Origin of the sequence: Pseudomonas sp. VI4.1 (assembly GCF_002029345.1) — a bacterium.
Classification (GTDB): domain Bacteria; phylum Pseudomonadota; class Gammaproteobacteria; order Pseudomonadales; family Pseudomonadaceae; genus Aquipseudomonas.
Genome location: NZ_MULM01000068.1, coordinates 1 through 14,313 on the forward strand (window position 1 = coordinate 1; position 14,313 = coordinate 14,313).

The window sequence follows — 14,313 nt, forward strand, 5'->3', positions numbered from 1 at the left end:
GAGCAATAATGGGGGGCGGTGGGTGTTTCTCCACCAACGGGGATCGGCCGCGCAGGTCCGGTAGCGAAGAGCTGAGTTCGGCTGGCAAGCCAGCTCCTACAGGGGGGCTCGGCCGTTAGAGGGTGTCGCGGGTGGGTTGGCCGTCCACCAGGCGCTGGATGCCCAGCGGATTGGCATTCTTCAGGGCTTCGGGCAGCAAGCTGTCCGGGTAGTTCTGGAAACACACCGGCCGCAGGAAGCGATCGATCGCCAGGGTACCCACCGACGTCCCGCGCGCATCCGACGTCGCCGGATACGGCCCGCCATGGACCATCGAATCGCAGACTTCCACACCGGTCGGATAACCGTTGAGCAGGATCCGCCCGACCTTCTGTTCCAGCACTGCCGTCAGCTCGCCGAACTGCGCAAAATCCGCCGGCTCGCCAATGATGGTCGCCGTCAGTTGCCCATGCAGCTTGTGCAACGCGGCACTGAGTTGGGCCTGATCGGCGACTTCGACGAACACCGTGGTCGGCCCGAACACTTCCTCTTGCAGCACTTCATCGCCCTCGAGCAACAGGCTGACATCCGCCTTGAACAGCTGCGGCTGCGCCTGATTCCCCGCCTGCGGGCGGCCGGCCAGGTGTTCGATGCCGGGATGCGCGAGGAGTTTTTGCAGGCCCTTGCCATAGCTGCTCAAGGTGCCGGCGTTGAGCATGGTCTGCGCCGGCTGATCGGCCATCAACCCGGCCACCTGCTGCACGAAGGCGCTGAACTGCGGCGAGCGAATCCCGAGCACCAGGCCCGGATTGGTGCAGAACTGGCCGCAACCCTGTACCACCGAAGCGCTCAGGTCGCGGGCCACGCTTTCAGCGCGCGCGGCCAGGGCCTGGGGCAGCACGATCACCGGGTTGATGCTCGACATTTCGGCGAACACCGGGATCGGCTGGGGACGAGCCGCGGCCATGTCGCACAATGCCCGGCCACCCTTGAGCGAGCCGGTGAAACCGACCGCCTGGATCGTCGGATGCTTGACCAGCGCTTCGCCGACCCCGGCGCCGTAGATCATGTTGAACACGCCCGCCGGCATCGCGGTTTTTTCCGCAGCGCGCAGGATCGCATCGGCGACCCGTTCGGCCGTGGCCATGTGCCCGCTGTGGGCCTTGAACACCACCGGGCAACCGGCGGCCAATGCCGAAGCGGTGTCACCGCCGGCCGTGGAAAAGGCCAGGGGAAAGTTGCTCGCGCCAAACACCGCCACCGGTCCGAGGCCGATGCGGTACTGGCGCAGGTCGGGACGCGGTGCCGGCTGGCGTTCCGGCAGAGACTGATCGATCCGCGCACCGTAGAAATCACCGCGCCGCAGCACCTTGGCGAACAGCCGCATCTGGCCGCTGGTACGACCGCGCTCGCCCTGGATCCGTGCAGCCGGCAACGCGGTTTCGCGACAGACCAGGGCGACAAACTCATCGCCCAGGGCATCGAGTTCATCGGCCACCGCGTCGAGAAACTGTGCCCGGCGCTCGGCGCTCAGGCTGCGATAGGCCGGGTAAGCGGCGGCGGCAGCCTTGGCGGCGGCGTCGACTTCTGCCAGGGTGGCCTGGTGGAAATCGTGGGGCAAGCTTCGCCGGTGCGGGCGTCGAGGCTTTTGACGATGACAGTGCCGGCAGCGCTGCGCTGCCCGCCGATGTAGTTGTGGCCGATAATCGTGGACATTTCTGGCTCCAGTAAAGGATGTCCCCTTGCGGGGATGTCAGGACAACAGGGGAGGAGAGCGGGGATTCAGGTGACTGCGCCAATCTGCCAGGGCACAAATTCGTTCTGCCCGTAACCGTGCTGCTCGCTCATGCTGCGTTCGCCCGAAGCAATGCGCAGCATGAGTTTGAAGATGGCTTCACCGCATTCTTCGATGGTCAGGGTGTCTTCGGCGATTTCGCCGCAGTTGATGTCCATGTCTTCGCGTTGGCGGTTCCACAAGGCGCTGTTGGTCGCCAGTTTGATCGACGGCGAGGGCGCGCAACCATAGGCAGAGCCACGTCCGGTGGTGAAGGCGATCAGGTTGGCGCCACCGGCGACCTGGCCGGTAGCCGACACCGGGTCGTAGCCTGGGGTGTCCATGAACACCAGGCCTTTGGCGCTCACCACCTGGGCGTACTCATAGACATCCACCAGGTTGCTGGAGCCTGCCTTGGCGACAGCCCCCAGGGATTTTTCGAGGATGGTGGTCAAGCCGCCGACCTTGTTTCCGGCCGAAGGGTTGTTGTTCAGCTCTGCGCCCATGCGTGCGCAATACGCTTCCCACCAATGGATCCGGGCAATCAGTTTTTCGCCCACCGCGCGGTTGACGGCCCGGCGGGTCAGCAGGTGTTCGGCGCCATAGATTTCCGGGGTTTCCGACAGGATGGCCGTACCCCCGCAGGCCACCAGGCGATCCACGGCATTACCCAGCGCAGGGTTGGCGGTAATTCCGGAATAACCATCCGAGCCGCCACATTGCAAGCCAATCACCAGGTGCCGGGCACTCACGGGTTCGCGCTTGACCTGGTTGGCCCCCTCAAGCAACGTCTTGACCTGGGCGATGCCGCTGGCGACCGCTTTGGCGGTACCGCCGCTGTCCTGGATGCTGAAGGTGCGCAGGGTATCGCTGCGGCTCAGGCCCTGAGTGCTGAGCAACCCTTCGATCTGATTGGTTTCGCAGCCCAGACCGATCGCCAGCACGGCGGCAAAATTGGCGTGGGTGGCGTAGCCGGCCAATGTCCGGCGCAACAGGGCCAGGCCTTCGCCGGCGGGGTCCACGGCGCAGCCGGCGGAATGGGTCAGGGCCACTACACCATCGACGTTGGGGTACGCCAGTAGCGCGGCAGGGTTGATGTCGCGTCGGAAGTGGTCGGCGATGGCACGGGCGACGGTGGCCGAGCAATTGACCGAGGTCAGGATACCGATGTAGTTGCGAGTCGCCACTCGACCATCCTGGCGCACGATCCCCATGAACACGGGCTCGTCGTTCAACGGCTGGTCGGGCTTGACATCGACGCTGAAGGCATAGTCGCGGGCGAAATCGCCCATGGTCAGGTTGTGCACATGCACGTGATCGCCGGCTTCGACAACCCCGGTGGAAAAACCGATGATCTGACCGTAGCGACGCAAGGGCTGGCCGGCTTCGACTCGGCGTGCGGCGATCTTGTGGCCGGCGGGTACCGGCTGGCGTACGGTCACGCCTTCCTGCTCGAGTACTTCACCCGCCACCAACGGCCGACGGGCGATCAACACATCGTCCAGAGGATTGAGGCGCAGCACGGCGGCTGCCCCGGTTTTCATGATCAATTGCATCGCAAACTCACTGGCTATGAAGCGGTGGGGGTCGCTGGCAAACGGGCTGCGCCTTACCTTTGTTGCCGCACTATAAGAGCCCCGGGACAGCGTTGCCTAATGAGACCTTTGGATTGATCGATAACCTTTTCTCATTGGTTCAAGGATTTTTGAGTGAAATATCGCTCATCGGTCGCCGGCTTCCCGTCGCAGCCGGGCGAATTCCAGCAAGGTGTCGGCGAATTCCCGGGCCGCTTCGGACAGCGGCTCGTCCTTGCGCGTGATGACGCCGTAGTCCTGGGGTTCGACCTTGAACGGCGTGTTGAGCACCTTGAGCAAACCGCTCTGGACCTGGGACTGGACCATGGACTCGGGCAACATCGCGAGCATCGGTCCCGATTGCAGGAGTTGCAGGAAGGTCGGCATCGAGATGGTTTCGACGGTGTTGGTCGGAATGCGTACATTGAACTCGGTGAAGGCACTTTCCATCCGTCGACGGATAGGGGCGTTGAAGGGGTACATGACCCAGGGCCAATCGCCGAGCTGGTCGGTCGCCACTTCGTCGAACTGTGCGAGCGGATGGCGGCTGTTGACCACCAGGCAAAAGGGCTCGGGCCCCAGCGCGCGATATTCGAACGGCTGCTGGTAACGTTCATCGGTGAAGCGGGCAATGATCAGGTCGAGCTTTTTATGCTGGAGCATCTCCAGCAGTTGGTTGCTGGTTTGCTCGATCACTTCGATGGACAGCATCACATCCAGCTTGATCCGGGTGATGGCCTCGGGCAGCACGACCGAGGTCGCGGCGAATATCGCGCCGACTTTCAAATGGCCATGTCCGCCTTTGCGCAGCTTATTAAGCTGATCGACGAAGGATTGCGTGTCGTCCAGGGTCATCCGCGCATAGCGCACCACAAACTCGCCGAGCTCGGTCAGGACCATGCTGCGGGTTTGCCGTTCGAACAAGGCAAAGCCGAGCAACAGTTCGATGTCGCGCAACATCTTGCTGATGGCGGGCTGGGTCAGGTTCATCAGCTCGGCAGTCGTATGCATGTTGCGCGTCCGGGCCAACGTATCGACCAGCACCAGGTGCTTGATCTTGAGCCATTTGCTGACGCTGGCGTATGAAATCTCGTCGTTTTCCATGGAACGCTCAATTCGGTTGATAACGAAACGATATCAAATGCTGAGAATATGTCATTGGGATTTATCAACCCAGTCCACTAGTTTTGCCCGGTCGTCATCGAATTTGACCTGGACCTGCATATGCCAAAGCTGAAATTGACCTGTAACAACACCCTCCCGATCGACGGGCTGGAAGGCACCCTGATCGGTCGTGCCTGGGTGCCGGGAGAGACTGCTGGCCCGTCGCCAGTGGTGCTGCGCGCCGATGGCGTGTTTGATCTGTCGCAGCACTTCCCGACCTTGAGCGATTTGCTCGAGAGCCCGTCGCCACTCGAGGCTGTGCGCAGTGCTCGCGGCCGATTCATCGGCAGTGTTGAAGAACTGTTGGCCAATACCGGAGTGAACTGCGATCCCGCCAGCGCTTTTCTGCTGCCGCCGGCTGACCTGCAGGTGATCAAGGCCGCCGGCGTAACGTTTGCCTCCAGTATGATCGAGCGGGTGATTGAAGAGCAGGCCGGTGGTGATGCGGTCAAGGCCGAGAGCGTGCGCAGCGTGGTCAAGGCGGCTATCGGTGATAACCTGCGCTCGATCAAACCGGGTTCGAGTGAAGCGGCGCGATTAAAGACCGTGTTGATCGGGCAGGGGTTGTGGTCGCAATACCTGGAAGTGGGCATCGGCCCTGATGCCGAAATCTTCACCAAGGCACCGGTCCTGGCTTCCGTCGGCAGCGGCAATGAGGTCGGTATTCACCCCGAGTCCAAATGGAACAACCCGGAGCCGGAAATCGTCCTGGCGGTCAACAGCCATGGCCGGATCCTCGGCGCGACGCTGGGCAACGACGTCAATCTGCGCGACTTCGAAGGCCGTAGCGCCTTGTTGCTGAGCAAGGCCAAGGACAACAATGCGTCTTGCGCGATCGGCCCGTTCATTCGCCTGTTCGACGAAGGCTTTACGCTGGATGACGTGCGCCGCTGCGTGGTCGACCTGGTGGTCGAAGGCGATGACGGTTTCGTCCTGCGCGGCAGCAGTTCGATGGCGCAGATCAGTCGCGACCCGCTGGAACTGGTGGCCCAGACCGTGGGCAGCAATCACCAGTACCCGGATGGCTTCATGCTGTTCCTCGGCACCCTGTTTGCGCCGACCCAGGATCGTGAGGAGCAGGGCAGTGGCTTTACCCACAAGCAGGGCGACAGCGTCAGCATCGGCAGTCCGTTGCTGGGTGCCCTGCACAATCGCGTCACCTGCAGCGATCAGGCCACGCCATGGACATACGGCCTGCGTGCATTGATGGGCAACCTGGCGGCTCGCGGACTGGTGACAGGCAAATCACACCACTGATTGGCCTGCCAGAAGTTGCTGGCAGATAAAAACAGCGGTCGCTGGACAATAATAACAAGGCACAAAAATCATGAGCAAAAACACAGCAAGAGCCGATCACGCGGCTGCCATCGAGAGCGCCATCGCCAAGTGCCGATGGAAGCTGTTGCCGTTCCTGGCGTTGATGTTTGCCCTGGCAATGATCGATCGCTCCAATGTCGGTTTCGCCAAGGCCGCGCTGCAAACCGATATCGGGTTGAGCAATGCCGCCTTCGCCCTGGGCGCGGGTATTTTCTTTATTGGTTATGCGATCTTCGAAGTTCCCAGCAACCTGATGTTGCACCGGGTCGGTGCACGGCTCTGGCTGAGCCGGATCATGATCACCTGGGGGCTGGTGTCCGCCGCCATGATGTTCACCCGGGATGAAACAACGTTTTACGTGCTGCGCTTTCTGCTCGGCGTGGCCGAAGCCGGCTTTTCCCCGGGTGTGATCCTGTACCTGACCTACTGGTTTCCCGCCCAGCGTCGCGGCCAGGCCATCGGCATCTACTATTTCGGCTTGCCGATGGCCCTGATGCTGGGCAGTCCGCTGTCGGGCTGGTTGCTGGAAATGCATGACATGTTCAACCTGACCAACTGGCAGTGGATGTTCCTCGTGGAAGGCCTGGCGGCTGTCGTCGTGGGGATCATTGCGCTGTTCTACCTCAAGAGCAAACCACAGGACGCCCCTTGGCTGACCCGCGAGGAGAAGGCGGCCCTGAGCCAGGAGCTGGAAGCTGAAGACAAGCTCAAACTGGCCCATGGCCCGAGCAACCTGCTGGGCCTGGTGCGCAACAAGCGAGTGCTGAAGTTCATCCTGATCTACTTCAGCGTCCAGGTCAGCGTGTATGGGGTCATCTTTTACCTGCCGACGCGGATCGCCGAGCTGCTGGGCACCACCGTCGGGTTCAAGGTGGGCATGTTCATTTCGCTGCCGTGGCTGTGCGCCGCCGTCGCCATGTACTTCGTGACGCGGTATGCCGACCGGCATGGGGCGCACCTGAAGATGGCGATGTGCATGCTGGGCATGGCAGCCTTGGGTATTGCCGCCTCGGCATTGCTCAACAGTTTTGCCCCGGTACTGCTGGCATTCTGCTTCGCAGCGGCCGGTTTCGTGACGGTTCAGCCGCTGTTCTGGACCCTGCCTACCGGCTATCTGGGAGGGGTCGCCGCGGCAGGCGGTATTGCGCTGATCGGTTCCATGGGCAATATCGGCGGCTTCGTCGCGCCCATGCTCAAGGCCAATATGGAGGTCTGGTTCACCGATCCCCGTGCAGGCATGTTGTCACTGTCGGCGGCGGGGCTGGTGGGGGTGTATCTGCTATGGACGTTGCGGACGCCGAAGGGGCCATCGCGGGTTGAGCAAAGCCCTTTGGACGGGGTGGCGAGTCGGGGCCGGGCAGCTTCGAACGGGTGAAAGGAACAGTTCGCCCCTAGATAGATAAAAATCGCCGAAGCCCTCAGGGCTTCGGTTTTTTTTGTTCATTCAAAATAAAACGTCCTGAAATACGGAAATTTCCGACGTGATCAGTGGATTTTTCCGGCATTCATTCTTGCCCCTTCTTGTTAGTGTGCCCGCCAATTTCGCGTGCACAGACCATGGACGGTTTGGACATCGCGCTTCATTTCCTCTCTGCTTAAGGAAAAGCGTATGTTCCAGTCGGCCAATACGGCGCATTTTTCGTTGCACATCCCCACGGTTCGTAACGATTTCAACGTCCTCGCCTTTGACGGTGTCGAGGCCATCAGCGCCTTGTATGCGATCCACGTGGAACTGGTCAGCGAACACCCGGATTTCGATCTGGAGAGCCTGCTCGGCCAGCCCGCGTTTCTCCAGTTCGGTCTTGATGGCGAAGGCCTTCATGGCCGTATCGAAGACGTATTGGTGGGGGAGGCCGGCAAGCGCCTGACCCGTTATCACCTGACCCTGGTTCCGACGTTGCACTACCTGCAGTTCAGCCACAACCAACGGATTTTCCAGCACCTGACCGTGCCGCAAATCATCGCTCAGGTGTTCAAGGGCCACGGCATTCAGGCCGATGCGTTTGCCTTCCATGTCAGCGACAGTCCCGAGCGGGAGTACTGCACGCAATACGGGGAAAGCGACTTCGAGTTCGTCCAGCGCCTGTGCGCCGAGGACGGCATCGCCTGGCATCACCAACATTCGGCAGACGGTCATCTGCTGGTGTTCAGCGACGACCAGACCTGGTTCCCCAAACTGGGCGAAACCCCTTATCAGCAAGACTCCGGCATGGTGGCGGACAACCCGGTCGTCAGCCAGTTTTCCCTGCGTCTCAGCACCCGCACCAGCACGGTCACGCGCCGGGACTATGACCTGCAACGGCCGAGTCTGCTGCTGGAGAGCCGCTTCAGCGCCGAGTTCAGCCCTGAGCTTGAAGACTATCGTTACCCGGTGTTCATCAAGAACGATAACCGCGGCAAACAACTCGCTCGCCAAGCCTTGGAGCGGCACCGTGCCGATTACCGGCTGGCCGAGGGCAAGAGTGATCAACCCGCGCTGCGCAGCGGTTACTTCTTCGACTTGACCGAACACCCGCGCAAAACCTGCAACGATTTGTGGTTGCTGGTAAGCCTTCATCACGTTGGGCGACAACCTCAATCACTGGAAGAGGCCATCACCAGCGACGTCAAACCTGAAGACGACTTTACCCAAGGCTATCGCAACAGTTTCAGCGCCATTCCCTGGGACGTGTTTTATCGGCCACCGATACCTGCACAAAGACCGGCGCTGGTCAGCCAGACCGCCCGGGTCACCGGGCCTGTCGGCGAAGAGATTTATTGTGATGAACATGGCCGTGTCCGGGTCGAGCTACCTTGGGATCGGGCCGAACTCAATAGTGAAAAAAGCAGTTGCTGGCTACGGGTGTCATCCAGCTGGGCGGGGGAAAGTTTCGGTGCCGTGACCATCCCGCGCATCGGCATGGAAGTCGTGGTGACCTACCTGGAAGGCGACCCCGACCAACCGTTGATCACCGGGTGTGTGGCCAACGCCGTCACCTCCGTGCCGTATTCGTTGCCCGAACACCAAACCAAAACCGTCTTGCGTAGCCACAGCTCCCCGCACACCGGTGGTTACAACGAGCTGTCGCTTGAAGACCGCGCCGGGCAGGAAAAAATCTACCTGCGGGCGCAGCGCGATGTCGAGCAACTGATCCTCAACGACAGCGACACCAAGATCGGTAACGACCGTCGCGAACAGATCACTCGCGACAGCCACAGCCTGATCAGCAACGACCGTTTTGAACAGGTGGACAACCACAGCGCCAGCCTGATCAAGGGCGACGAGTTGCACACCACCCAAGGCGTGCGCAACACCGTGATCGGCGGCGATGAACTGATCACCATCACCGGCAACAGCAGCACGACGGCAGGCGGCACCTTGGTGATCCAGGCCGGTGCGCAGGCCCACGTCACCGCGGCCAACGTGGTGATCGATGCGGGGATGAGCCTGACGCTCAAGGCCGGCGGTCATTACATCGTGATCAATTCGGGCGGAATTTTCAGCAGTGTGGCCATTGTCCAGGGTGGGGTACCCATGGCGGGTCTCCCGCCACTCCTGGCGTTGTCGGCTGAACAAGCTGCATCAGTCGCCCTTCAAGTGCCCTTGTTACCTCAGACGCAGCGTTTGGCCCTGATGGCCCAAAAGCCGATCTGTGCGGTTTGCGAAGCCGCTCAACAACAGCGTGGTCAAGCCAATGTTTGAATTACCGCCTCTGCCTGACGATTTGCCTTGGACGATGCCTGGCTACTTGCTCCTTGATGGTGTCAGCGCGTCAAACCTGGCGCAGCGTCTGCTCCCCTGGGATAACCCGGCGTATTGCCTGTACCGAGGCTCGCGCTGGCAGGAATTGTCGGACATTTCGCCGTATTTGATCTCGCTCAAAGGTGCGCACGATCCACTGCTGGCGTATTACCAGGAAAACGCCGCACTTGAATGGGGCTATCTGCTGTTCAGTGAGGTTGACGCGCTGATGCTCTGTCAGCATTGGCGTCGCCTGCTGACCGTCGAACACCCGAGTGGTATTGAGCTAATGCCGCGTATAGCCGACCCCGCGGTCATCCATCAATTGCTCGGTCTTGCACAGAAAGCGCAGACCGCACGCTGGTTTGGCCCCATTGAACACGTGTGTTTGCCCGATAGTCTTCAAGCGACCTGGCACCTGCATGCACGTCCCGATCACGCCGCGCCAGACTCCGCCGACACCTATCGGCTGACAGACCAGGAACTCACGGCGCTGGGGGGTGTTGAATTCCGTTGTTCGGTATTTGGCTTGAGTGATCACTTGCACACGTATTTTCCCGAGTTTATGGCGTCATACCCGGTGCGAGAGCACCTGCGTTATGCCCAACAAGTGGCTCAAGAGGCTTACCGGCAGGGCTTCACGTCGGAGCAGGAAATCACCCTCTACGCCAATGTTCTCGGTTATTTGGCCGGGCAACCGTTGGCCGATCACCCCGACATCGTCGAGCTGCTGACGGTATCCACGGCGCAATCCCCCTTGAAGCGTTTGCAACGCGCTGCCGAACTGGCTCAAAGCCGTGCCGCCGACCCACAAGGAAATCGACTGTGACCGCCCGACAACCGCCAAAAATCTGTGCCAACACCGCCGCCATGGCCAAGAGTGCCAAGGACGTCCGTTCACCCATCGGGCTGTGCCCCTTGATGGGCCAGAAAGTGCAGCTGCTGCCGCTGCGCTACGGTCTGGTCGAAAGCCTCGACCCCTCGTCCGAACTGACCCTGCCGTTCTCTCTGGACAGTCAGCCCCTGGGCATCCGCCTACTGCGTGACGGCTACCTGTACATCATCGATAACGTCACCGGCTATCTACACGAATACCGCATTGAACAAGGACAGATCAGCAAATTGCTGTGGCAGGGCCCGGAAGTGGCTGGCGATACGCGCACCACGTCGGTTGGCGAGCCGCATTTGGTCTTCACCCGACAACACGTGTTATTTGCCAGCTATTCGGAAATTCAGTGGACGGCTTACAAGTGTTCGCAAGTGCTCAAGGACAACATCGAGCGTGAGCGCTTGATGCAACGCATCGAGCCGGCCAGTGCCTGTCCGGCCAATGGCGGTCCCGACTTGTTGAGTAAACAGCAGGCTGGAAAGTGGCTGGCGGAAGTGGCGCAGCACACCCCGAACACCAAGGCATTGCCCGAAGGCGCCGACCCGCAAGAGCGTCAGCCCTACGGCTGGGAAGACACGCCGCTGTTTAAGGAAACTGCGATTGAAGCGCTCACCAGCAAAGTGCTCGGTCCTTATCAGGACGATTACCTGTTTTTGGTCTTGCGCGATGACATTGGCGTCATGCGCGATCTGGCCAGCGCACAACTGAAGGTGGCCGACTGGATTGAGCAATGGAGCGCCGACGATGCCGCCCAGCGCCAATACCTCACCGGCGCCTACATCCAGTCTTTGTATGAGATGAGTCCGGCGCGTCTGGAGGCCTTGGCCAACACGGATCCCGATGTCAAAGCCCTGCAGGAGGACCTCAACCCGCAACAGCAAACAGCAGTTCATGATTACTTACGGGCCAAACGCGAACATAACGGGCAGTCAATCTATGGCGACGAACAGTATTGGCGAAAGGCGACAAGCAGCCCTTACGCACGCGCCTTCGTCAACCTGCTCGATGGCCTGGGCGAAGTGCTTTGGCAAAAACATCGAAGCACCATCGCCGCCCTCCACGTGCGAACCTGGGAAGCGTTGTACGGCGAGGCCATCGGGGAGCGTGGCATTGATCACCTAATCAACCGGGCGGACATGCAAGCGTTCGTCCGCCAGCAGCAAACGCTACTCAGCCATTGGCAAAAGCGCCTTCAGACCATTCGCGAAGATCGCTTGAACATGATTACCGGTGGCTACTTTCACCGTGCCGCCTGGTATTACGATTTCGAGCAAAACGCGCAAATCCAGCATCGCCTGGAAGCCGAATTCGTCTGCGTGGCGGCCCTGTGCGGTAATCGCGCCGCGACTGAAAAACTCGCCGCCTTCCTCGAGCAACACCCGCTCACCGTCGTGCCGGGGCTGGAAACCCTGACCCTCGCCGATCAACTGGATGTGAGCAAGAAGCTCCTGGATCTGAGCAACTTCTCGATCCGGGTCGCCACGGCGCAGGACAGTCTGGCCAGCGTCAATGCGCTGGCCAATCAATTCAACAGCCTGATGACCGAACGGCTGCCCAACTATGTGGATCTGAATACGCGATTCAGGGGGCTGCAGAGTTTATTGGAGGGGGCGTATAACCCAGTGCATCAGCTCCTTGCGGCAGATCAGTTAGATCGAGCTCACAGCGATTTTAAACGACAACAACCCATCAACCCCAACAGCTTCCTGCGTGACCTTGGCCAGCCGGCGCGCCTGCAACTGTTACGCGAATTTTCCCGCAGCGGTTTGACCCTGCGGGCGGCGTCGGCTTACGAAATCCAGGCGTTCAACCAGACCCGGGATGCCGCCCTCGACCTGCGTGGCCAGCTCAAGGAGACTTACAAACTGCGCCATCGTGAGTTGTCGCGGCAACTCTACGGCTTGACCGCACCGGGCAGCGAGCAGGTTTACAACCAGCGCATCAATCAACTCAAGGCCAGGCTCGCGCCGTTGGAAGACAGCCTCAGCCGGGCCTTGACCGTCGGCAGTGGCAGTCCGGGGCAAATCGGCACAGTGGTCGATGGCATGGCGCCGCCACTGCGTGATGAAATGCACCGTACTGTGCGGGACTTCCGCGCGACGGGGACGTTTGGCAAACCGCTGAGTAGCGCCCTGAAATCCGGAGGGGACGGGATTGCGCTGTTGCTGTTTGTGTATCAGGGGCAGAAGTTTGTTGAGGCGTTGAGTGCGTTCGGTAAAAAAACTACGACTTCTTTGTCAGACTGGGGGGCTCTCTTTGAATCATTCGTTGTGATGTCGGCTGCCGGCTTTGCCGCCGTACAAGGTCTGTCGGTGACGATCTTGCAAGCACATATCGAGCAAATGAACAGTGCCGCCGGCAAGCTCAATACCATGAGCCGCCTAGGCCGCTGGACAGGCATTTCAGGATTTGGTGCCTTCATATCGGGTGGCATGGCCGCCGCAATCGATTCAGGTAAGCATTCCCTGCAATGGGGTAAAGCGCTGGCCGAAGGCAATTACCAAGGTTTAGCAGCCACAACCCTGCAAATCGCCGGTGATGGCATTCTCGTGGGCACCAACACCTGGGGCGCCAAACACACGACGTCGATTATCAGCCAGATCCTCAAGAAACCCGTCGAACTGCGGGCCCTGGCCTGGGCCGAAGCCAGTCCTCGGCTTGTGAGCATTGGCGTCAAAGCCAATCTGGTCGGTTTGATCGGCACGGCCCTGCAACTGACGGGCGAAGGTTTCTACAACTACTTCAACCTGGACGCATTGCAAAAATGGCTGCAAGCCAGTGCCTGGGGGACGCAAAACCTGCAGCGCAGCCTGCCCGAGGACTGGAGCGCCCTGGCAGGGTAGTGCAACAACCGACCTGTGAGCTGGTGCGCGAAGGCCAGCGCACGTACCTGCAACTGCGACTGCCCGGTGTCCGCACCCGGGAAATGGACAGTCGCCAATTGCAGTTGCAGGCCTATCAGCAAACCCGCGATCGGGATCTACCTCGGCCCTACAGTCCGCACTTACCGCCCGCCCGCTGGCAGGAAAGCAGCGCGGCATGGGCTGCTGTTGCCGTTGTCGTCAGCCAGGAAGAAGAGGCGCTGACCCTTCAGCTGCCGATCGGCGAAGCCCAGCAAACGTCGGATTTCGCCCTGGCCCTCAACATCGGTTATCAACTGGAAGCCGAGCGCGAGTTGATTCACCGCACCTGTTTTGTCCTGCGCGACCTGCGCATCGCGACGGAGCGAGGCGTACGGTTGCCGGCCCAGGGTCGGTTTACGCTCGACGCCGTGGAAACCTTGCCCAGCGGCACCGGCAAGGCCCCTTTCTGGCTATTTACCCGAGAGGAAATGGCGACTGTCGATGATTAGCCAACTGTTCAAACGCAGAAAACCGCCAGAAACCCCAGAGTCGGCACCGGACATCCGCAGCCAGCGGCCCCGTGCCGGGGAGCTGCGAGTCAGGGGCTTGAATGAAACACTGTTTCTGGCGCCATTGCCGGTGTACACCGGGCAGGCGCAAGTCTCTCGGCGTAATTTTTCAGCGATGAACGAAACCTATCTGGAGTTGGGGGGGAGCAACTACGGGATGGTGGAGCTGGGAAAGAGACTGGCGATCATGATCTGGATGGTTTTGTTTATGGCATTTATAGCCCCAAGCTTCTTTGTCGCGTATGGGATGTTTTTCTATCCAGAGAACTTTACTGATCCGGTACATGAGTTAATCACCGGAATTACAGTGTTTTCCACTATTTCACTTGCCGCCATCCTTCCGATTGGAGGCTACGTCTACGGCATGCTCTCCAACGTCCGAACCCTGGCCAAAAGCTACCCGGTCCGCTTCAACCGCCAACGCCGCGAAGTCTGCTATATCGACGACACCACCCATCGGGTGCTGATCGTGCCTTGGGAAAG

The 14,313-nt window shown here is 60.4% G+C and carries 8 protein-coding genes and 2 pseudogenes; 7 read left to right on the top strand and 3 right to left on the bottom strand.

Going from position 1 to position 14,313, the window contains the following annotated elements; all coding sequences use genetic code 11:
• Positions 1–115: 115 nt before the first annotated feature.
• The 3 genes and pseudogenes from BZ163_RS02030 to BZ163_RS02040 all read right to left on the bottom strand — a co-directional run bounded on the left by BZ163_RS02030 (position 116) and on the right by BZ163_RS02040 (position 4,431).
• A pseudogene (locus tag BZ163_RS02030) lies at positions 116–1,695 on the bottom strand (aldehyde dehydrogenase (NADP(+))).
• Between the two features lie 66 nt (positions 1,696–1,761).
• Positions 1,762–3,309 (bottom strand): UxaA family hydrolase, encoded by a 1,548-nt coding sequence (locus BZ163_RS02035; protein WP_128869585.1) that lies wholly within the window; start codon positions 3,307–3,309, stop codon positions 1,762–1,764.
• A 165-nt stretch (positions 3,310–3,474) separates the two neighbouring features.
• Complete coding sequence (locus BZ163_RS02040; RefSeq protein WP_128869586.1) at positions 3,475–4,431, bottom strand: LysR family transcriptional regulator; 957 nt, start codon at positions 4,429–4,431, stop codon at positions 3,475–3,477.
• A gap of 120 nt (positions 4,432–4,551) precedes the next feature.
• Between BZ163_RS02040 and BZ163_RS02045 the strand changes: the two genes are divergently transcribed.
• The 7 genes and pseudogenes from BZ163_RS02045 to BZ163_RS02075 all read left to right on the top strand — a co-directional run.
• Entirely contained in the window at positions 4,552–5,748 is a 1,197-nt protein-coding gene (locus BZ163_RS02045) for a fumarylacetoacetate hydrolase family protein (protein WP_128869587.1), read from the top strand.
• A 70-nt stretch (positions 5,749–5,818) separates the two neighbouring features.
• Positions 5,819–7,183 carry an MFS transporter gene (locus BZ163_RS02050; protein ID WP_128869588.1) on the top strand — a complete coding sequence of 455 codons (1,365 nt, stop codon included), beginning with the start codon at positions 5,819–5,821 and terminating at the stop codon, positions 7,181–7,183.
• Between the two features lie 234 nt (positions 7,184–7,417).
• Positions 7,418–9,490: a type VI secretion system tip protein VgrG gene (locus BZ163_RS02055; protein ID WP_128869589.1), complete on the top strand. Its 2,073-nt coding sequence runs from the start codon at positions 7,418–7,420 to the stop codon at positions 9,488–9,490.
• Positions 9,491–9,524: 34 nt separating this feature from the next.
• Positions 9,525–10,358 (top strand): DUF4123 domain-containing protein, encoded by an 834-nt coding sequence (locus BZ163_RS02060; protein WP_161599970.1) that lies wholly within the window; start codon positions 9,525–9,527, stop codon positions 10,356–10,358.
• Entirely contained in the window at positions 10,355–13,261 is a 2,907-nt protein-coding gene (locus BZ163_RS02065) for a toxin VasX (RefSeq protein WP_128869591.1), read from the top strand. Before BZ163_RS02060 ends, BZ163_RS02065 begins: the two co-directional genes overlap by 4 nt.
• Positions 13,261–13,770: a hypothetical protein gene (locus tag BZ163_RS02070; RefSeq protein WP_128869592.1), complete on the top strand. Its 510-nt coding sequence runs from the start codon at positions 13,261–13,263 to the stop codon at positions 13,768–13,770. Before BZ163_RS02065 ends, BZ163_RS02070 begins: the two co-directional genes overlap by 1 nt.
• Positions 13,763–14,313 (top strand): annotated as a pseudogene (locus tag BZ163_RS02075) (hypothetical protein); the annotation flags it as partial. The gene BZ163_RS02070 and the pseudogene BZ163_RS02075, both read left to right, overlap by 8 nt.